Source organism: Mycobacterium sp. NGS59, assembly GCF_059812345.1.
The window spans coordinates 139661-160173 of record NZ_JCALCN010000008.1 but is presented as its reverse complement, the minus strand read 5'-3'; the positions used below and the strand labels follow the sequence as shown (position 1 = coordinate 160173).

Genomic DNA, 20513 nt, shown 5'->3' with positions numbered 1-20513 from the left:
TACTGGCGCGCCGGTGCCGCCGGTCAGGGCGTTCGGTTGTGACACCCTGTAGTGGTGAACCCCTCGACGACCCAGGCGCGCATCGTCGTCGACGAATTGATCCGCGGCGGCGTACGCGACGTGGTGTTATGCCCGGGCTCCCGCAACGCGCCGTTGGCGTTCGCGTTGCACGACGCCGACCGGTCCGGACGGATCCGGCTGCACGTGCGCATCGACGAACGCACCGCCGGGTTCCTCGCGATCGGTTTGGCGGTCGGGGCGGACGCGCCGGTGTGTATCGCGATGACGTCGGGGACCGCGGTGGCCAACCTGGGCCCGGCGGTGGTGGAGGCGAACTATGCGCGGGTGCCGCTGATCGTGCTCTCGGCCAACCGGCCTTACGAACTGCTGGGCACCGGAGCCAACCAGACCATGGAGCAGCTGGGCTACTTCGGCACCCAGGTACGGGCCGCCGTCAGCCTCGGGCTGGCCGAAAATGCGCCCGAGCGGATGGATGCTCTCAACGCGACCTGGCGATCGGCCACCTGCCGAGTATTGGCCGCCGCCACCGGATCTCGCAGCGCCAACGCCGGTCCGGTGCAGTTCGACATCCCGCTGCGCGAACCCTTGGTACCCGACGCCGATCCGATCGGCGTGCCCCTCCCGCCGGGTCGGCCCGACGGCCAGCCGTGGACCTACACCCCGCCGGTCACCTTCGATCAGCCACTGGACATCGACCTGACCCCGGACACCGTCGTCATCGCCGGGCACGGGGCGGCCCTGTACCCGAACCTGGCCGATCTGCCGACGGTGGCCGAGCCGACGGCGCCGGTTGCCGGCAGCAACCCGTTGCACCCGTTGGCGTTGCCGCTGTTGCGTCCGCGTCAGGTGATCATGCTGGGCCGCCCCACCCTGCACCGCCCGGTGTCGGCGCTGTTGGCCGACCCGAACATTCCGGTGTACGCGTTGACGACGGGACCGCGCTGGCCCGACGTCTCGGGCAACTCCCAGGCCACCGGCACCCGCGCGGCGGTCAGCGGTGCGCCCGACCCGGCCTGGCTGCGCCGCTGCGCGGATCTGAACCGCCAGGCCCTGAATGCGGTGCGCGGCCAGCTCGCCGAGCACCCGCTGACCACCGGCCTGCACGTCGCGGCCGCCGTCGCCGACGCGCTGCGCCCCGGTGACCAGCTGGTATTGGGTGCGTCCAACCCGGTGCGCGACGTCGCGCTGGTCGGGCTGAACACCTCCGGTGTCCAGGTCCGGTCCAACCGGGGCGTGGCCGGCATCGACGGCACGGTGTCCACCGCGATCGGGGCGGCTCTCGCGTACGAGAGGGTCGACCGGGGACGCACAGTCGCGCTCATCGGTGACCTGACCTTCGTGCACGACAGTTCCGGACTGCTGATCGGACCCACCGAGCCGACCCCGCGCGACCTGACGATCGTCGTCTCCAACGACAACGGCGGCGGCATCTTCGAGCTGCTCGAACAGGGGGACCCACGGTTCTCCGACGTGTCCTCGCGGATCTTCGGTACCCCGCACGACGTGGACGTCGGCGCGTTGTGCCGGGCGTATCACGTGGAGAGCCGGCAGATCGAGGTCGACGAGTTGGGCCCGGCCCTGGACGAGCCGGCCGGTGGGATGCGGGTGCTGGAGGTCAAGGCCGACCGTTCTTCGCTGCGGCAGCTGCACGCCGCCATCCGGGCAGCCCTGTGAAGTCGCCGAAGGCGTTGGCGCGCATCCTGATTCACGGAACCACCGAAGAGCTACCGGACACCCGACCCCGCATCGTCGTGCGCTGGGTGCGGATCGCGGTGCTGATCGTGGTGTTTCTGGTGACGTTGCAGTCGGTGCTGCTGGTGGCCGGCGCGTGGCGCAACGACCTGGCGATCCGGCGCAATATGGGAGTCGCGCAGGCCGAGGTGCTCAGCGCCGGCCCCCGCCGCTCCACCATCGAGTTCGTCACACCCGAGCGCGTCACCTACCGGCCGGAACTGGGCGTGCTGTATCCGTCCGAATTGGCCAAGGGCATGCGGATCTACGTCGAATACAACAAAAGAGATCCCAACCTCGTTCGGGTGCAACACCGCAACGCCGGGCTGGCCATCATCCCCGCCGGGTCCATCGCCGTGGTGGCCTGGTTGGCCGGCGCGATCGCGCTGATCGGTCTCGCTCTGCTCGACAAACGCCTGAAGCACTGATTTCGCGTCGCGTATCCCCGTCGGCAACCTCCAGGACAGTCGATGCTGCCACGGTTGACGGCGTGCGCGTCGCAATCGTCGCCGAATCGTTCCTGCCGCAGGTCAACGGGGTCAGCAACTCGGTCGTCCGGATACTAGAGCAGCTGCGCCGCGCCGGTCACGAAGCACTGGTGATCGCTCCCGACAACCCGCCCGGCCAGCCCCGAGCCGACCGCCTGCACGACGGGATCCGGGTGCACCGCACACCGTCGCGGATGTTCCCCAAGGTCACCACGCTGCCGCTCGGCGTGCCGACCCCGCGACTGCTGCGGGTGCTGCGGGGATTCGACCCGGACGTGGTGCATCTGGCCTCCCCGGCCCTGCTCGGCTACGGCGGGTTGAAGGCGGCCCGCCGCCTCGGCGTGCCGACAGTGGCCGTCTACCAGACCGACGTACCGGGATTCGCCGAGAGCTACGGCATCCCGATGGCCACCCGCGCCGCCTGGGCGTGGTTTCGGCACCTGCACAGTCTGGCCGACCGCACCCTGGCGCCGTCCACTCCCACCATGGAAACCCTTGCCGCTCAGCGCTTCCCGCGTGTCCACCGATGGGGGCGGGGGGTGGACCTGATCAGGTTCGCGCCGTCGGCTCGGGACGAGCGGCTGCGACGGTTGTGGTCTCCGGACGGAAAGCCGATCGTCGGCTTCGTGGGGCGACTCGCCCCCGAGAAGCACGTCGAGAGGCTCGCGGTTCTCGCGGCCGGCGGCGCGGTACGACTCGTCGTCGTCGGTGACGGCGTCGACCGCGCCAAGCTGCAATCAGCAATGCCCACAGCGGTTTTCACCGGCGCGCTCTACGGCGACGCGTTGGCCACCGCGTATGCCAGCATGGACGTCTTCGTGCACCCCGGCGAGCACGAGACGTTCTGTCAGGTCGTGCAGGAAGCGCTGGCGTCGGGGCTGCCGGTCATCGCCCCGGACGCCGGCGGCCCGCGCGATCTGGTCGCCCCGCGCCGCACCGGCCTGTTGCTGCCCGTCGAGGACTTCGAGGCGCTGCTACCGGGCGCGGTCGCCCACCTGCTGGCCGAACGTCAGCGCTACGCACTGGCGGCGCGACGCAGTGTGCTGGGCCGCAGCTGGGCGGCGATCTGTGACGAACTCTTCGCGCACTACGAGGCGGTGCTGGGGACGCGACGGGCTCAGGCCGCGTAGCGGGTAGCGTCGAACGGGTGAATCGCGCGGACCTCGACAAGGATCCCAAGGACGTCGCATCGATGTTCGACGGCGTCGCCCGTCGCTACGACATCACCAACACCGTCCTGTCGTTCGGTCAGGACCGGTTCTGGCGGCGGGCCACCCGATCGGCGCTGCGCCTCAAGTCCGGCCAGAAGGTACTGGACCTGGCCGCGGGCACCGCGGTCTCCACCGAGGAACTGGCGAAGTCCGGGGCGTGGTGTGTGGCGGCCGATTTCTCGGTCGGGATGCTGGAAGCCGGCAGCGCCCGCCGGGTACCGAAGGTCGCCGGGGACGCCACCCGGTTGCCGTTCGCGGACGAGGTGTTCGACGCGGTCACCATCAGCTTCGGGTTGCGCAACGTCGTGGATTTCCGCGCCGCGTTACGCGAGATGGCCCGCGTCACCCGCCCCGGTGGACGGCTGGCGGTATGCGAATTCTCCACTCCCACTAGCACTTTGTTCGCCACCGCCTACAAGGAGTATCTGATGCAGGCGCTGCCGCGGGTGGCGCGAGCGGTGTCGAGCAACCCCGAGGCTTACGTCTACCTCGCCGAGTCGATCCGAGCCTGGCCGGACCAGACGGCACTGGCGCAAGAGATTTCGCGGTCCGGGTGGTCGGCGGTGCGGTGGCGCAACCTGACGGGTGGCATCGTGGCCCTGCACGCCGGCTACAAGGCGCTGCGCTGACTTCTCCGACGCGGCGCAAGAGCAACAACCCCCCTTCACATCGTGGCGAAACGCCGAAAGCAATACCGCCACAATGCCAGAACACCCATTAACTTATTGGCGTGAGTCCGCGCAGCACCCAGTTGGTGTCACGGCGGTCGGTGCTCGCCGCAACCGCCGCTACCGCCGCGGCCGCGCTGTCGTACACGATGCCGGTCAGCCGGGCGGCTCCCGGAAATCGGTCGCCATCTTCGGAGCCGGGGTAGCGGGATTGACGGCGGCACACGAGCTGGTGGACCGCGGTTACACCGTGACCGTGTACGAACGCAAAGCCCTTGGCGGCAAGGCGAGGTCGATCCCGGTGCCGAACTCGGGCGCCACCCCGCTACCGGGCGAACACGGCTTCCGGTTCTTTCCCGGCTTCTATCGCAACGTCACGGACACGATGCGCCGAATCCCGTTCCCGGGCAACGCTAACGGCGTCTGGAACAACCTGACGCGGGCCACGTCGTACCTGCACTCCGGGCTGGGACGCGCCGATCTCACTGTCCCGCTGCCGTTTCCGTTGCCCACCGTTCCCAACCCGATCACCCCGAAGGCATTCGTCGAGTCGGTCACCACCGTATTCCAGACGTTGTTCCGGCTCCCGTTGTGGGAGGCCGCTTATGCCGCACAGAAACTCGCCGTCTACGTCACCAGCTGCACCGAACGCAAGCTCGGCCAGTGGGACAACATGACGTGGGAGGACTACATCGGCGCGAACAAGAGGTCGCCGGAATACAACCGCTACCTCGCCGACGGGATCATCGCAACCTGGCCGCCTCGAAATCCAAAGACGCCAGCGCCCATTCGATCGGGTTGGTGGGCGAGGCATCGGTCTGGTCGATCCTGCTGTTCGGCAACGACCGCGACTGCAAGGGATTCGACCGGGTGCTCAACGGTCCGACCAGTTCCCAATGGATCGACCCCTGGGTCGAGCACCTGACCGCCAAGGGTGTGACTTTCAGGGTGGGGCAAGCCCTTTCGCGTCTCACACCCAACGGATCACACATCGCGTCCGCCACCGTGGTCGACGGGAACGGATTCCCGCAGCCGGTGGTCGCGGACTGGTACGTGTCGGCGATCCCGTGCGAAAAGCTCGCCGCCGTACTCACTCCCGACGTGATCGCCGCCGACCCGGCGTTGTCCAACGTCGCGCTGTTGCGCACCGAATGGATGAACGGGCTGATGTTCTACCTGAGGGAGCGTGTCGACGTCACCAAGGGGCACGTCAACTACGTCGACTCGGGCTGGGGCCTCACCTCGATCAGCCAGGAGCAGTTCTGGAAGCGCAGCCTGACCACATACGGCGACGGCGGCGCCAAAGACTGCCTCTCGGCGATCATCTCGGATTGGAGTACGCCGGGAAACTTCAACGGCAAGAGCGCACGGCAGTGCACGCCGGCTGAGATCGCGCAGGAAGCGTGGGCGCAGATCAAGGCGCACCTCAACGACACCGGCCATGTGGTCGACGATGCGATGGTGCACTCCTGGTTTCTGGATCCTTCGATCATCGACTCCGGCACACCCAACGTCCGCAACGACGAACCGCTGTTCATCCAGGATCCGGGTTCGTGGGCGCGCCGGCCCGGCGCGGTCACCGCCATCGACAACCTGTTCCTGGCGGGGGAGTGGATCCAGACCGACCAGAACGTGACCACGATGGAAGGCGCCAACGAAGGAGGGCGGTACGCCGCCAACGGCGTACTGCAGGCATCGGGCTACTCGGGCCAATTGGCGAAGGTGGTCAATCTCTTTCAAGCGCCGTGGTGGGTGCCGCTGAAGACCGCGGACCGGCTGCGCTACCGCAAAGGGTTGCCCAATGCTCTCGACATCCTCGACACGCGAAGGCCGAACCACTAGATCCGCCAGCCGATAGAGTACGGCTATGGCGACTTCGTCTATGTCGGAACCCAATTCGGGGTCCGACTCGCCCGCCGAGCGACGACGCCGTCCCAAGGACCGCAAAGAGCAAATCGCCCAAGCTTCGGCCGAGGCGTTCAGCGAACTGGGCTACCACGGCGTGAGCATGGAGCTCATCGCGGCGCGCGTCGGGGTGACGGCGGCGTCGCTCTATCGGCACTATGCCCGCAAGTACGACCTCTTCCGTGAGGCTGTGCTGAATCTGGGCGAGCAGTTGGTGGTGTGTACGGCTTTCGTCGACGACTGGGACGGCGACGATGTGGACGCCGAGCAGACGTGGGATCGCGTTGTGGCAGAGCTCATCACCACGACGCTGAAGAATCGGGCCAGTGGCGGTCTGTACCGCTGGGAAGGACGTTATCTGGCAGCCGAGGACCAAGCGGTGCTCAACGCGCAGATCAAGCTGGTCAACCGGCGGTTACACAAGCCGTTGTCCCGATTGCGGCCGCACGTGGGTTCGCGTCAGCGCTGGACGCTGTCCTCGGCGGTGTTGAGCGTCATCGGCAGCATCACCGATCACCGCGCGCAACTGCCCGAGACGCAGATCCGCAGCACGTTGACGCGGATCGTGCGTGCCGTGCGCGACACCGACCTGCCCGACGAGGAACCCGGCACCGCTCCGGCGGCGAAGCCCGCGCCGGGCATCGACGTCGGTGACTACGAACAGATCCTGCAGGCCGCGATCACGCTGTTCAACGAACGGGGGTATCGCGAGACCGGCATGGACGACATCGCGGCCGCGGCGAACCTGCCCACCACGAGCCTGTACCGCTTCTTCAGTGGCAAGGGATCGATACTGGCGACCATCTACCGGCGTGCGGCCGACCGGGTGTCCGGCGATGTGTCCGAGATACTGGCCGCGGCGGCCGGCCCGGCGGACGCGGTCGCCGGACTGGTCGATGCCTATGTGCGCCGTTCCTTTGCCCGTCCCGAGCTGGCTTACGTCTACTACGCGGAACGCAACAACGTGCCGGCCGACGAGCGGACCGCGCTGCGCAGCATTCAGCACGCGACCGTCGAGGCGTGGGCGCGTCAGGTATCGCTGGCCAGACCCGAGATCACTACCGGCGAAGCACGATTCGCCGTGCATGCGGCGTTCAGTCTGGTCGTCGACCTGGGCCGGCTGATGCGGTACGAGAACACCGCCGGTGCCCGCAGGGTGGTGTGCCATCTGCTGCGCACGACCCTGCTGGACGCGATGGGGAGTTAGCTGCCCGCCCGCTGCAGGAAACCGACGTTTTCCGGGCAGTAGTGGTCGATCGCGGCGCCGAGGAACTGGAACGCCTGACCCTGCGTGGTCCTCAACGGCAGATTGCGCTGCAAGAAGGTCGCCGACTTGTAGGCGTCGCCGTCCACGCCCCGCTCAATACGTTGACAGCTGATCTTGGCGAGCCAGGCGTTGTAGTCCTGCGGGCCGTAGATGCCGTATGTGTGCAGCTGAGCGTTGAAAGGCGCGTCGTAATCGTCGGCCTGCGCGGGCGCCGCAAACCCGACAGCGGCGACCGCAAAGGCGGCGAAAGTAGCCAGCTTAGTCACCTTCATTAGACTGACTATACACCTGGCCGGTGGCTGCTATCAGCCCAGATGGGCGGACAGCAACCACGCACCGACCGACTTGCGACCGTCGCCCTCGTCGCGCGCCTGGAAGCCGGGCATCTCGGCGATGTCGGAAGGGACCTGGGCGTGGATGCGGGCCGGCCGGATCTCGTCGATCACCCAGTACTTGGAGACCACCTCGCGCAATTCGTCCTCGGTGACGGCGTTGACCGGACCTTCTCCGGATATCGCGGCCCGGTCGAAGACCAGGACGAAGTACGAGGCGCCGGGTGCGGCGGCACGGACGATCGCGCGCTGGTAGCCCTCGCGCAGCTCGACGGGCATGGAGTGGAACAACGTGCTGTCCACGATGGTCTGGAAACGGCCGGCCGAGCCCGAAGGATAGGCATCGAAATCAGTGATGTCGGCGACGGCGAAGGTGGAATTGGTCACACCCCGCTTCTCGGCTTCCTGCCGGGCCAGTTGGATGGCTGTGGGCGAGGAGTCCAAACCGACTGTGGTGTGCCCGCGCTCGGCCAGCGCCAGCGAAATGGCGCCCTCGCCGCAACCGGCGTCAAGGACGTCGCCTCTGAACTTGCCCTGCTCGATCAGGGCGGCCAACTCGGGCTGCGGTACGCCGAGGCTCCACGGGGGCCGGACGCCGTCGCCGAACGGACCGCCGTCGCCGCGGTATGCCGACTCGAACTCGAATTCCACATCTGAAGTCATGCTTCCAGTATATCAACACACCTGATATATGTCAACCAGCCTGATATGTCCCGTCCTTGGCGCGAGCAGACGCAAAAGCCCCCAAATCGAAACGATTTTGGGGGCTTTTGCGTCTGCTCGGCACACTCAGGTGAACGGCGGCCGCCGGTCGATCAGCCGGGAAGACCGCCCGCCGCTGCGCCACAGCCGGGCAACCCAGTCGGCGTCTTCGTCGGTGACCAGGTTCGCCATCACCCGCACGGCGATGCGCATCAACGTCGTGGAGCGCATCGCGATCGGGCCCGTCGCCGGCAGGAACCGCTGAAACGTCAACAACAACGCCAGCCTGCGGGCCACCGAGAATCCGCGGGCGTAGTGGTCGGTCAGCAACGCCGGCCACAACCGCGAGAGATCGTCGGTGTCCAGCACCTCGGCGGCCAACCGCCCGGTCTCCAGTCCGTAGTCGATGCCCTCGCCGTTGAGCGGATTGACGCACGCCGCCGCGTCGCCGATCAGCATCCAGTTCGGCCCAGCCACCCCCGACACCGCGCCGCCCATCGGCAGCAATGCCGAGGCCACCGCCCGCGGCGGACCCTCGAAGCCCCACTCGTCACGGCGCAGATCGGTGTAATAAGAGATCAGCGGCCGCAAGGCCAGATCCGCGGGCCGCTTGGTCGTCGACAGCGCTCCCACACCGATGTTCACCTCGCCGTTGCCCAACGGAAAAATCCAGCCGTAGCCCGGCAGCACCGCACCGTCGGGGGAGCGCAGTTCCAGATGCGACGTCAGCCACGGGTCGTCGGCGCGTTCGGTGGCGAGATAACCGCGGGCGGCGACACCGTACACCGTCTCCTGGTGCCACCGCCGGCCCAGTTTGCGGCCCAGCGTGGATCGTGCCCCGTCGGCGACAATCAGTTGCCGGCAGGACACCTCGGTGTGGTCGGCCAACGTCAGCGACGTCACCCGTCGAGACGAATCATGATGCACCGCAACGGCTTTGGATCCCAGCAACATGCGCGCCCCGGACTCCTCGGCGACCTTGCGGATCCGGTCGTCGAGCTCCAGACGGGCCACCGCGCTGCTGTAGGACGGAAACGACGGCGCCGGCCACTCGATCTCCACCTCACCGCCGAACCCGCTCATCCGCAGACCGCGGTGCGCGATACGGCCGGCCAGCCAGTCGCCCAGGCCCAGTCGTTGCATCTCCTCGACGGCGCGCGGCGTCAGCCCGTCGCCGCAGGCTTTGTCGCGCGGAAAGCTGGCCGAATCGATGACGAGCACGTCGCGGCCCGCTCGCGCGGCCCAGGCCGCCGCCGCCGATCCGGCCGGTCCGGCGCCCACGACCACCACGTCGGCCTGGGAGACTCTGGTGTTCACGTCCACCAGTATGTTGGTCGAATGAGAACTCCGGCGACCGTGGTGGCGGGCGTTGACCTAGGCGACGCCGATTTCGCCGCGACCGTGCGCGACGGTGTCGCCCGGGTCGAGGAGCTCATGGATGCCGAGTTGCGCGGTTCCGACGAGGTGCTCACCGAGTCGTTGTTGCACCTGTTCAAGGCCGGTGGCAAACGTTTTCGTCCGTTGTTCACGGTGTTGGCCGCGCACACCGGGCCGCGCCCGGCCAGTCCCGAGGTCACCTTAACCGGTGCGATCGTCGAGCTCATTCATCTTGCGACGCTGTATCACGACGACGTCATGGACGAGGCCGAGGTACGCCGCGGTGCGCCGAGTGCCAACGCGCGCTGGGGTAACAACGTGGCGATCCTGGCCGGCGACTATTTGCTGGCCACCTCGTCGCGGTTGGTGTCGCGGCTGGGCCCGGAAGCGGTCCGCATCGTCGCCGAGACGTTCGCCGAGCTCGTCACCGGCCAGATGCGCGAGACCCGCGGCGCGCCCGAGGGCGCGGACCGCATCGAGCAATACCTGAAGGTGGTCCACGAGAAGACCGGCAGCTTGATCGGTGCTGCGGGTCGGTTCGGCGGAATGTTCTCCGGCGCCGACGATGAGCAGGTGGAGCGGTTGAGCCGGCTCGGCGCGATCGTCGGCACGGCGTTTCAGATCGCCGACGACATCATCGACATCGACAGCGAATCCGACGAGTCGGGAAAGCTGCCGGGCACCGATCTGCGAGAAGGCGTGCGCACGCTGCCGATGCTCTACGCCTTGCAGGAGACCGATCCCGAAGGCGCACGACTGCGCGAGTTGCTGGCCGGTCCCATACACGACGACGCGGATGTATCCGAGGCGCTGACGCTGTTGCGGGCGTCCTCGGGCATGGCCAAGGCGAAGGAAACTCTCGCCCAGTACGCAGCTCAGGCGCATCACGAGCTGAGTTTGCTGCCCGAGGGGCCGGGCCGCGGGGCGCTGCAAGCCCTGGTGGACTACACCGTCAGCCGCCACGGCTAGCCGCTACGGCATTCAGCGTGCAGCCTGGGCATTGAGCGTGAAGCCTGGGTGTTCAGCGTGAAGCCTGGGCGTTGAGCGTGAAGCCTGGGTGGGATCCCGTCGATTTTCCCGCCGTGGGTTCACCCCGAAAGCCGTCATTTCACAATCAACGCCAAGGATGCACACTCAACGCCCCACCTGAGTCTGCTGCCCGAGGGGCCGGGCGCGGCAAGTCCTGGTGGACTACACAGTCAGTCGCCACGGCTAAATCCGATGAGCCGGAACCTTGACTGTCCCGTCGGGCGTTGATCGGCTGTAATCAGACAAAGCCGAAGTGTTCGTAGGAGGACACAGCAATGACTTGGCATCCGCATGCCAACAGGCTGAAGACGTTCCTGTTGTTGGTGGGCATGTCCGCGATCATCGTGTTCGTCGGGGCGCAGTTCGGCCGGACGGCGCTGATTCTGGCGACGCTGTTCGCCGTGGGCATCAACGTCTACACATACTTCAACAGCGACAAGCTGGCGTTGCGGGCTATGCATGCGCAGCAGGTCTCCGAATGGCAGGAACCCACGATGTACCGCATCGTGCGCGAGCTGGCCACCGCGGCTCGCCAGCCGATGCCGCGACTGTTCATCAGCGACACCAGCGCACCCAACGCGTTCGCCACCGGGCGCAACCCGCGCAACGCCGCGGTCTGCTGCACCACCGGCATCCTGCGCATCCTCAACGAGCGTGAGCTGCGCGCCGTGCTGGGTCACGAGCTCTCGCACGTCTACAACCGAGACATCCTCATCTCCTGTGTGGCCGGCGCGCTGGCCTCGGTGATCACCGCCCTGGCGAACATGGCCATGTGGTTCGGTGCATTCGGCGGGAACCGGGAAGGCGGCACGAATCCCTTTGCATTGCTGCTGGTTTCGCTGCTGGGGCCGATCGCGGCGACGGTCGTGCGGCTGGCGGTGTCGCGTTCGCGCGAGTACCAGGCCGACGAATCAGGTGCGGTGCTGACCGGTGACCCGCTGGCGCTGGCCTCGGCGCTGCGCAAGATCTCCGGTGGGGTGCAGATGGCGCCGTTGCCGCCGGAGCCGCAGCTGGCGAACCAGGCGCACCTGATGATCGCCAACCCGTTCCGCGCGGGTGAGCGCATCGGGTCGCTGTTTTCGACGCATCCGCCGATCGAAGACCGTATCCGTCGACTGGAGGCGATGGCGCGCGGCTGATCCGCCAAGCGGGACCGTCGGCGCTCAGACGGCGACTTCGGGTACCTCGCCTCGCTGCCGGCCATCGACACCAGCCGGCCCCGGATCAAATATCACCGAAGACGTAACATGTTGACGCACAAGCGAATCCGCCTGACCAAGAACGACGGTGTGCTGAGCTGAGCCGCCTGGCAGCCAATTCCTGACGGTATTGCTGGGCACCAAAGGCGGCAACCGGGCGCGCTATAGCGAACACAAACTTCATTTGCGACGCCCGGATTGAGAACGCTAGAAGCCTGAGCCGTGGACCTCGTGTCCGGGCACCTCGGCGGCCAAACCCTTGTAGGCCTGTTCGACGGTGGAGCCGTGGTTGATGACGGCGTCGACCTCGCGGGCGATCGGCATGTTCAGCCCGAACTCGTTGGCGAATTCCATGATCACGCTGGCGGCTTTGACGCCCTCGGCGACCTGGTTCATCGAGGCGATGATCTCGTCGATGGGCTTGCCCGCGCCCAGCTGTTCGCCGACGTGACGGTTGCGGCTGCGCTGGCTGGTACAGGTGACGATCAGGTCGCCGAGACCCGCCAGACCGGGGAAGGTCTCGGTGTTGCCGCCCATCGCCACGCCCAGCTTGGTCATCTCGCGCAACGAGCGTGCGATCACCAGAGCGCGGGTGTTCTCGCCGATCCCCAGCGAGTAACCCATGCCGACCGCGATCGCGAACACGTTCTTGAGCGCGCCGGCCATCTCGACGCCGATCACGTCGTCGGTGGTGTAGACGCGGAAGAGGCGGGTGCGGAACAGCCCGGACAATCGCGTTGCCAGGTGCTGGTCGGGCATGGCCAGCACCGCGGCCGCGGCGTAGCCCTCGGCGACCTCGCGGGCGATGTTCGGCCCGGCCAGGATGCCCGCGGGGTGCCCGGGCAGGATGTCCTCGATGATCTGCGACATCCGCATGTTGGTGCCCTGCTCGAGACCTTTGACCAGGGACACCACCGGCACCCACGGCCGCAGCTCTTTGCCCAGTTCGGTGAGCACGTCTCGGAACCCGTGCGAGGGAACGCCCATCACGATGACGTCGGCGCTGTGCGCGGCCTCGGCGAAATCGGTGGTGGCGCGCAGGTTTTCGCATAGCTCGACCGCGTCCCCGAGATAGCGGGTGTTGCGGTGGTTGTCGTTGATGTCCTTGGCGGTGTCCTCGGAACGCACCCACTGCAGCGTCGGTCCGCGGCGCGCGCAGATGGATGCGACGGTGGTACCCCAGGAACCGCCACCGAGGACAACGACTTTGGGTTCGCGTTTCTGGGCTGCCATGGACTTCACCCTATTGCGGTCACCCGGCATTTGACAGCGGTTCACCGACCGCGCGTCGTTCTAACCGGCCAGCGCGGCCCGGTCATCCGCGCGGCCGAAGGCCATCGCTTCCTCGATCCGGTCGAACCGGTAATCGATGGCGTCGGCGAAGTAGTTCTGCCGCACGTTCCACGGCCGCTTGGTGCCCGACTTGGGCAGCGCGTGCAGGGCCCGTCGTACATAGTTGGCCTGGATGTCCCAGGCCGGCTTCTCGGCCATCGGTTGGTCGCCCAGATGCGGGCTGGCGTGCGTGTAGCCGTGGACGGACATGTACTCCAGCAGTTTCGCCGTCGCGCGCGCGGTCATGTCGGCCCGCAGGGTCCAGGATGCGTTCGTGTAGCCGACGCACCAGAACAGATTGGGCACGTCTTCGAGCATGTGCGCCTTGTAGACGAAACGGTCGGTGGGGTCGATCGGTACGCCGTCCATGCGCAGCGTGACGCCACCGAGCGCCTGCAACTGCAGGCCGGTGGCGGTGACGATGATGTCGGCGTCGAGGTGCTTGCCGGATCTCAGCGCGATGCCGGTGGCGTCAACATGGTCGATGATGTCGGTGACCACTTCGGCCCGGCCCTCGCTGATGGCGTTGAACAGATCGCCTTCCGGTATCAGGCACATCCGCTGATCCCACGGGTTGTAGCGGGGCTTGAAGTGGATGTCGACGTCGTAACCCTCGGGCAGGTTCTGAATGGCCTTACGGCGCAGCGACCATTTGATGAATGCCGGTGTCTTGCGCGAGAGGAACCAGATCAGCCCTTCCGTGAGAGCGTTATAGAAGCGGACGACCATATGGGATGCCTTGCGCGGCATCATTTTACGGCTGACTCGCGCCAACCTGCTGTACCTGGATGCCGAGACGATGTAGGTCGGTGAGCGCTGCAGCATGGTCACCTTGGCGGCGCGTTCGGCCATTGAGGGGATGAGGGTTACGGCGGTGGCTCCACTGCCGATCACCACCACCTGCTTGCCGGCGTAGTCGAGGTCTTCCGGCCAGTGCTGGGGATGTACGACGGTGCCGGCGAAGTCTTCGAGGCCGGGAATGTCGGGTGTGTAGCCCCGGTCGTAGTCGTAGTAGCCGCTGCCGAAGAACAGGAACCGGCTTCGGCATTGCCTGGTGACTCCGTCCTGTTCGAAGGTGACGGTCCAGGTGTCGGTCCCCGAATCCCAGTCCGCACTGCGCACGTAGCTGTTGAACTGGATGTGGGAGTCGATGCCGTGCTTGCGGGCGGTGTCGACCAGGTACTGGCGGATATGGTCGCCGTCGGCGACACCTTCCTCGCGCGTCCACGGTTCGAACGGAAAGCTGAGCGTGAAAATGCTGCTGTCCGAACGGACTCCGGGATATCTGAACAAATCCCAGGTGCCGCCGATGCGTTCGCGCCGTTCCAGGATCGTGTAGGTCACTGCGGGGTTGCGCTGGGTGATCCGGTAGGCGGCTCCGATGCCGGAGATGCCGGCGCCGACGATCAGGACGTCGACTTGGGCCGTCTCGGCGGGGGCGTGGTCGGCTTCTTGAACGGTCACTTCACCAGAGTAGGCACCCACCGGTTGGTCGGGCCAGGGACCGTGGGTTCTATCGGTAGTTCACGAATTGCAGCGCGACGTCCAGGTCGGCTTGTTTGAGCATCGAGATGACGGCCTGCAGGTCGTCGCGTTTCTTGCTGGTGACGCGCACCTCGTCGCCCTGGATCTGGGTCTTGACGGTCTTGGGCCCCTCGTCGCGGATGAGCTTGGTGATCTTCTTGGCGTTCTCGCTGCTGATGCCCTGCTTGAGGGTGCCGGTGACCTTGTACGTCTTGCCCGAAGCCTGCGGCTCGCCCGCTTCGAAGGCCTTCATCGAGATGTCGCGGCGGATCAGCTTCTCCTTGAACACGTCGACGGCGGCCTTGACCCGCTCCTCGGTCGACGAGGTCAGTTCGATGCCCTCTTCGCCTTTCCAGGCGATCTTGGTGTCCGTGCCGCGGAAATCGAAGCGCGTGGACAGTTCCTTGGCGGCCTGGTTGAGCGCGTTGTCGACCTCTTGTCGGTCGACCTTGCTGACGATGTCGAACGATGAGTCGGCCATTCGGTGGGTCCTCCTTCGGGGCTAGCCGTTTGTGAACTGTCTACCCGGTCGTTGTACCCTGCTAGGCGGCAGGTTGCCCGAGCGGCCAATGGGAGCGGACTGTAAATCCGTCGCGAAAGCTTCACAGGTTCGAATCCTGTACCTGCCACCACCAGGTCAGAGGGGTTTACGTCTGACGCAACGGCCCGGAGATTTGTGATCGCCCGCAGGTCGCCTCCAGCAGTCTCAGCGGCCACGTCGAAAGAGGCTGCCACCGCGTCGAGGTCTTGGGGAACAGGTGCCCGTAGCGGTCCAGCGTCAGCACCGCCGACTTGTGGCCCAGCAACTTCTGCACCACCTTCAAGTTTGCTCCGGCACTGATCTCCAGCGACGCCCAGGTGTGCCGCAGATCGTGCAACCGGACCCCCACGCTACCGTCCACGGCTGCTGCCGCCTTCTGGAAGGTGTAGCGGGCCTGACCGAGCGTCAGGTGCCCGCCGCGCGCCGACTCGAATACCAGCGCCCCGTCGGCGCGGTCGGCGATTTCGGTCGCCAGTAACTGGGCCATGAATGCGGGCACCGGCACGGTGCGCGCGGTGTGGTTCTTCGTCGGACCCTCGACCAGTCCGGTCTTGCGCACGTACGTAATGGACCGGCGCACCCGTATCCGGCGGGCCGACACGTCGACATCGGCAACCCGAAGGGCGGCGGACTTACCAAAACGAAGACCGCAGTAGCCCAGCACCAGCACCAGGGCCCGCAGACGCCCCGACGCCACCGCCACGCGGTAGAGCTGCTCATTCGTAAGGTAGCGCTGGTCGACTTCCGGCAGCCGGGGCAGCTCGATGCCGTCGGCCACGTTGGTCGGTAGATGCTTGGCCTTGACGGCGAACTTGAGCACCGCGCCGACAAGCTGGTGGGCCTGTGGACACTGTCGACCGAGCCGTCTCCGCGTTTCAGGAGGGCGCGAAGGTTGGGGTGTTCGCCGAGCTTAGGTTCCGCGAACGGCAGATGGGTACGACATGGAGCGCACGCCAAGATATGCGCATCCGGTACGTCGCACCCCAAACCCGGCGACACGGACCCCGCGACAGTATGCGACCTTGAGGAACTATCGCGATCTGTAGGTCGTCCTGGATGACTAGCCACGCAGGTTGAGTTCGGGGCGGCGCAAACGACAGCCGGACGAACTCGCGCTATCGTTCCAAGTTCAGCCGATGGCGTACTAGCAATCTGGGGTGGATTTGTTGCAGCGGGTTGGTGGCCTCATCGAGCGGTTATCGGTGCGGTGGAAGCTCAACGAGTCGTGTGGTACATCCTGTGATTAACGAGCGACAACAGATCCACTTCGATTCGTTTGATTTCGAATCGAGCGCGATGAACTTGCACACGCACCCCCCGTCCGCTAACGATGTCGACGTCGCGGTCGTCTTTGTGCACGGTCTGATGGGCGCTGGGTACAAGACTTGGGGCAAGTTCCCCAAGTATTTATTCGAACAAACGTTTTCCCGCGCCTGCGATGTGGCAGTATTCGATTACAACAGCGGCCATCGACGCAGGTTCAAGGTGCGACCAAGTATCACACAAGTCACAGAATCGTTGGCTGAGCATCTGGCAATTTTGGGAAGACGGTACACCCATGTCTATCTAATTGCTCATAGCATGGGCGGCCTGATTTCGCAGATCGCGCTCAGGCGATATCTTGACACTCATGATCGTCAGATAGAGGCTCTAAAGCCCATCGCCGGCATAATAATGTTTGGATCGCCCCTGGACGGGTCGCGATGGTCGTCCCGCGCATTTTGGCTAATTTTTACCGAGGTCGGATTTCTCAGAAGGCATTCACCTCATCAAAGGGCGATTCGTGACTTTATGTTCAACAGCGTGGAGACCCGCAACATCGCTTATTTCGGAACCCGTCCATATCAGGCGATCCTTTATAGTGGGTACGGTGACTTCGACCGGTTTATTACAAAAGCAAGCGCGACCATAGGAGTGTTAGACACGCAATGCCAGAGCTTCGTGCAAGATCATCCCGGCCTTGTGAAGCCCGAAAACGCGACATCACCGCAAGTCATTTGGGCACAACAGATCATCGAAGAGGCATCAAGGAATCGCGAAAGCATACGAGAAACTTTACGTAAGGCGACAGAAAGCCGACGTATCGTTGCACCGAGGTTTCCCGGAGGCGCAGGCGACGAAGACCGCCTAGTTACCGAACTGCTACGGGAGTTTGATGCTCATGATTGGTGGACGATTTACCGTGAAGCAATCCGAGATTCTTCGAGTCAAAACATCCAAGTCGTTGATCGGTTGGATATAAGCCCTGGGCCAGCCGCGCCCGACTTGCTGATGTGTGTGTCCGATGCTTCTAACGTTATTGGTCGAAACCGCGAAACGTGGCAGTTAGTCGACGAAGCCCGTCGTGTATATGAAGGTGGAAATTCAGAAGTACGAATAGTGACGATTGGCAATGACTTGAGTAATGCCAAGCGCGCCGTGATGGATAGCTTGGATCCGAGCAGTGCTAGGTCGAATCCGCATAGCATTTTTGTCGATGCTGTCGAAGACGGCGCGGAACTCTACCGAAGATTCCGAAAATATATGGCCGTCCTCGTCGCTCACATCGAAGATAGATTACAGCTGGAATCTGATGATGACGGATACGCAGAAGGGCGGAGGCAATGAATTTGGCATGGATCGCCGCAGTCCTAAGTCCGTTCGAGGTCGCACCCCATCCCAACTTCGGATCGGCCCCTGGGTACCGACCGGAGTCTGACTTGGCACTGTTTGTCATGGAAAGGAGTCCTTCCTGGGACTCAATCGAACGCCGAATGGGCGTGTCCTCGGACGATCCAGCCGTGGACGAGGGCGTGAAGTTGATCTACGACACTTTTAACGACAGATCAACCGATCAGTCGGTAGATATATACGAATATCTGCTGACGTATCCCGCCGATGGTGACCCGGCTCGGAGGACTGCGTTGACACTCCTTGCATGCGTGCTAGCGGGAACGGCAGATGATTTTACGATGTGCGAGAAGCTCATTGGGAGTGCGCTAGAGGGTCTTCAGGAGGGTGAGCAAGAGGCCGATTTATGCCGCGCAGCCTTATTGCAACAGCTTGCACTTCGACAATTCGACGCGGGCGAGTCGGCGGTCAGCTCTTCGGTCGATGCTGCGGCGCTTCTCGACCAGATAGACCCCGCATCTTTTGGGAATTTTCAGCTAAACGGCGTGACGCCAATGACAACCTCAGAGGTGGTCGCGCGTATGGTCGAGGCACTAAAGCGGGCTGCATGGAGCACCGCGGGACTCGACATCTTCGACCCGAACGGTATCGGATCCATACCTTCTAGGCGCGACCAACTGTTCAAGGCCGAGTCGAGCCGTTTTTCCCGCGTGAGGGGCGACGAACTGTCGGAGTACTACCGGGTTATTGAAAATCAGTTTAGCCAATTATTCAATCGAACTGCCCGCACTGTGATGGGTGGCCGAGATCCAGATCTATATTTCGAAATGCTCGCATACGAGTTATACGGCCATGCAGGTGTCACGTATATCCGTAAGCAGGTCGCGATGATGCGGTCAATTCAAGGATTCCCGTTCCTCGTAGACGTGAACTTGGGGAATTCACTTCGTCTGCTGCGGCAAGCTGCAGCCGAATCCGAGCTGAGACAACTGATCGCACATGTCGAATCAAGTGGGCCGCTCTTAGGAGTTGTAGATGATGCCCGCAGGATTTTGACGAATCGACGACGAGTTCACGCGATCCGCTCGGTTGAATTGGTGGTATTGGCGGCGGCGGCGGACCTCCTCGGAGAGCCTGAGGCTGCTGAAATCCTGGATCTCATTTTCGCCGTCATCGATGGCGGTGGCCCCGTGGACCCGCCGGGCCGTTGGCAGATCGACTCGAAACGGTACGAGACCGCAAGCGCTTCAGCCCTTGCGGTTGGTGAGGCCGTGGGTTCGGTTGGGAGAGTGGCCGATTATTTGTTGCAGTCGGTGACTGCTGAGAGAGTCTCGGACGAGTTGTGGGACAGAGCGTTTGCAAGCGTAATTCGTGGAATCGACTGGGATTCGGTTCCAGACACAATTCGGGCCGCTTGGCGCGAAGTTCTGCACACTAAAGAGTTCGCCAATAGCATCTCAGCTCGAACTTTCGACAGAGACCTTCCGCCTGACGCGAAACTGGATTTAGATCCCGCCAAAGCGCACTCGCTGGCTGAGTGCGCAGAGTTGATCAACCGGTACATAAGGCATGGTCAAGCGATTCCTGAGGTGATTGTCGACCGCGCCTCAGAATTAAGTCAGCAAGGAGTCGCACGGATACGATCTGATGCGCCAAATAGGTATGGCAAAAGCGTCCCCGATCCCGCCGAAATCATGACTGTCCTCGCTCTGGAAACAGATAGACAGGAATTGTGGGAGCCTCTGCTCGGGCTCCTTTCAGATCCGAACGTGCCACAAACGGCGAAACGGCGGAGCTTTGACCTCTTGGCGGTCGAAAAGGTCGATATTGATGCTCAAGCGCTCGCAAACCACCGCGATGCGTTGCTTAAAGTGGTCACAGGAGCGGACCCATTCGCGGTATTCGACGACCGAAGCGGTGTGATTTTTCCTGCTGCGATGCGCTTCGCTGCGGTCTACGAAGTTATCGATGGCCCTACCGTCTTCAACTATGTTTGGACTTTGGCAACCGCTGATGATTGGTTCAACCGAATCGAGGCAGCGCGGAGTCTCCGGGCATTTTTGCGCAACAAACCATTCGATTGGCTGCTGACCGTTGCGCTGCAACTGAGCTATGACGTGTTTCCGGAGGTCAAGGTCCACGCGATTGACGTGCTGTCAGGCCTCGTTCATATCAGAGAGCGGGATTTGCCTACCGCCGCCGACCGATTGGGTGAGTTGCTCGATGAGGACGGAGTACTGATTCCATTGACGGTCTTGCAAGCTGTCGCCGGTCGCGGGGTCACTGACTCGCGGCTCCGCGCGAAGGCGAAGGCACTAAGATCGGGGCACCTGTCTCGGCGGGTGCGTCTAGTCGCGGCAGACATCGGCGAATAGGCCGTGCTATCTCAGACCTCCGTCCCAGGGGATCCGGAGACGAGCGCGGTTTGGCACAGCGACCCTTCTGCGCCCGCAGATCGCCCGCAGGAGCTTCAAGTCGACTTCCCGAAACCATTACGACTAAGCCCCTTCAGCTGCGACTTTGCGCGGTTTCCAACGCAGTTAAACCGTACAAACGCGAAGAAGGGCAGACTGTAA

At 64.3% G+C, this 20513-nt stretch carries 19 protein-coding genes and 1 tRNA gene; 13 read left to right on the top strand and 7 right to left on the bottom strand.

Going from position 1 to position 20513, the window contains the following annotated elements:
- Positions 1-54: 54 nt before the first annotated feature.
- The 8 genes from menD to AC5Y46_RS12060 all read left to right on the top strand — a co-directional run bounded on the left by menD (position 55) and on the right by AC5Y46_RS12060 (position 7231).
- Positions 55-1695: a 2-succinyl-5-enolpyruvyl-6-hydroxy-3-cyclohexene-1-carboxylic-acid synthase gene (gene menD, locus AC5Y46_RS12095; protein WP_499991217.1), complete on the top strand. Its 1641-nt coding sequence runs from the start codon at positions 55-57 to the stop codon at positions 1693-1695.
- The gene (locus AC5Y46_RS12090) at positions 1692-2180 is read left to right on the top strand and encodes a DUF3592 domain-containing protein (RefSeq protein ID WP_499944300.1); all 489 of its coding nucleotides are present in this window, start codon (positions 1692-1694) and stop codon (positions 2178-2180) included. Before menD ends, AC5Y46_RS12090 begins: the two co-directional genes overlap by 4 nt.
- A gap of 62 nt (positions 2181-2242) precedes the next feature.
- Positions 2243-3370: a glycosyltransferase family 4 protein gene (locus AC5Y46_RS12085; RefSeq protein ID WP_499991216.1), complete on the top strand. Its 1128-nt coding sequence runs from the start codon at positions 2243-2245 to the stop codon at positions 3368-3370.
- 17 nt (positions 3371-3387) lie between these two features.
- Positions 3388-4080, top strand: coding sequence for a demethylmenaquinone methyltransferase (locus AC5Y46_RS12080; protein WP_499944302.1), 693 nt, complete (start codon positions 3388-3390; stop codon positions 4078-4080).
- Positions 4081-4181: 101 nt separating this feature from the next.
- The gene (locus AC5Y46_RS12075; RefSeq protein WP_499991215.1) at positions 4182-4325 is read left to right on the top strand and encodes a twin-arginine translocation signal domain-containing protein; all 144 of its coding nucleotides are present in this window, start codon (positions 4182-4184) and stop codon (positions 4323-4325) included.
- 5 nt (positions 4326-4330) lie between these two features.
- A complete protein-coding gene (locus tag AC5Y46_RS12070; RefSeq protein ID WP_499991214.1) occupies positions 4331-5044 on the top strand; it encodes an FAD-dependent oxidoreductase in 714 nt (237 codons plus the stop codon).
- Entirely contained in the window at positions 4990-5961 is a 972-nt protein-coding gene (locus tag AC5Y46_RS12065) for an FAD-dependent oxidoreductase (RefSeq protein ID WP_499991296.1), read from the top strand. The genes AC5Y46_RS12070 and AC5Y46_RS12065 overlap by 55 nt, the downstream gene beginning before the upstream one ends.
- 25 nt (positions 5962-5986) lie before the next feature.
- Positions 5987-7231: a TetR/AcrR family transcriptional regulator gene (locus AC5Y46_RS12060; protein ID WP_499991213.1), complete on the top strand. Its 1245-nt coding sequence runs from the start codon at positions 5987-5989 to the stop codon at positions 7229-7231.
- Here the strand turns inward: AC5Y46_RS12060 and AC5Y46_RS12055 are convergent.
- From AC5Y46_RS12055 to menJ, 3 genes are all read right to left on the bottom strand, one after another.
- A complete protein-coding gene (locus tag AC5Y46_RS12055) occupies positions 7228-7563 on the bottom strand; it encodes a DUF732 domain-containing protein (RefSeq protein WP_499944305.1) in 336 nt (111 codons plus the stop codon). The genes AC5Y46_RS12060 and AC5Y46_RS12055 overlap by 4 nt on opposite strands.
- Positions 7564-7596: 33 nt before the next feature.
- On the bottom strand, positions 7597-8286 hold the full coding sequence (locus tag AC5Y46_RS12050) for a class I SAM-dependent methyltransferase (protein WP_499991212.1): 690 nt from the start codon (positions 8284-8286) through the stop codon (positions 7597-7599).
- Between the two features lie 126 nt (positions 8287-8412).
- On the bottom strand, positions 8413-9642 hold the full coding sequence (menJ, locus tag AC5Y46_RS12045) for a menaquinone reductase MenJ (protein WP_499991209.1): 1230 nt from the start codon (positions 9640-9642) through the stop codon (positions 8413-8415).
- Between the two features lie 21 nt (positions 9643-9663).
- On the opposite strand from menJ, the gene grcC1 reads away from it, so the two are divergent.
- Together grcC1 and htpX are read left to right on the top strand one after the other, a co-directional pair.
- Positions 9664-10671, top strand: coding sequence for a nonaprenyl/(2E,6E)-farnesyl/geranylgeranyl diphosphat synthase (gene grcC1 / locus AC5Y46_RS12040; RefSeq protein ID WP_499991207.1), 1008 nt, complete (start codon positions 9664-9666; stop codon positions 10669-10671).
- Between the two features lie 335 nt (positions 10672-11006).
- Positions 11007-11870, top strand: a complete 864-nt coding sequence (htpX, locus tag AC5Y46_RS12035; protein WP_499944309.1) for a zinc metalloprotease HtpX — start codon at positions 11007-11009, stop codon at positions 11868-11870.
- A gap of 267 nt (positions 11871-12137) precedes the next feature.
- Here the strand turns inward: htpX and AC5Y46_RS12030 are convergent, their stop codons facing one another.
- From AC5Y46_RS12030 to AC5Y46_RS12020, 3 genes are read right to left on the bottom strand one after another with little or no spacing between them, the layout of a single operon-like run.
- On the bottom strand, positions 12138-13163 hold the full coding sequence (locus tag AC5Y46_RS12030; RefSeq protein WP_499944311.1) for an NAD(P)H-dependent glycerol-3-phosphate dehydrogenase: 1026 nt from the start codon (positions 13161-13163) through the stop codon (positions 12138-12140).
- Between the two features lie 60 nt (positions 13164-13223).
- Positions 13224-14726, bottom strand: a complete 1503-nt coding sequence (locus tag AC5Y46_RS12025) for a flavin-containing monooxygenase (protein WP_499991205.1) — start codon at positions 14724-14726, stop codon at positions 13224-13226.
- Positions 14727-14775: 49 nt separating this feature from the next.
- Positions 14776-15267 carry a YajQ family cyclic di-GMP-binding protein gene (locus AC5Y46_RS12020; RefSeq protein ID WP_499991202.1) on the bottom strand — a complete coding sequence of 164 codons (492 nt, stop codon included), beginning with the start codon at positions 15265-15267 and terminating at the stop codon, positions 14776-14778.
- Between the two features lie 67 nt (positions 15268-15334).
- Between AC5Y46_RS12020 and AC5Y46_RS12015 the strand changes: the two genes are divergently transcribed.
- Positions 15335-15418: transfer RNA gene (locus AC5Y46_RS12015), tRNA-Tyr, on the top strand.
- A gap of 15 nt (positions 15419-15433) precedes the next feature.
- On the opposite strand, the gene AC5Y46_RS12010 is transcribed toward AC5Y46_RS12015, so the two are convergent.
- Positions 15434-16147 (bottom strand): tyrosine-type recombinase/integrase, encoded by a 714-nt coding sequence (locus tag AC5Y46_RS12010; protein WP_499991200.1) that lies wholly within the window; start codon positions 16145-16147, stop codon positions 15434-15436.
- 419 nt (positions 16148-16566) lie between these two features.
- On the opposite strand from AC5Y46_RS12010, the gene AC5Y46_RS12005 reads away from it, so the two are divergent.
- Together AC5Y46_RS12005 and AC5Y46_RS12000 are read left to right on the top strand one after the other, a co-directional pair.
- Entirely contained in the window at positions 16567-17934 is a 1368-nt protein-coding gene (locus AC5Y46_RS12005) for an esterase/lipase family protein (RefSeq protein ID WP_499991199.1), read from the top strand.
- 173 nt (positions 17935-18107) lie between these two features.
- Positions 18108-20312 (top strand): hypothetical protein, encoded by a 2205-nt coding sequence (locus AC5Y46_RS12000; protein ID WP_499991197.1) that lies wholly within the window; start codon positions 18108-18110, stop codon positions 20310-20312.
- The last annotated feature ends 201 nt before the right edge of the window (positions 20313-20513 follow it).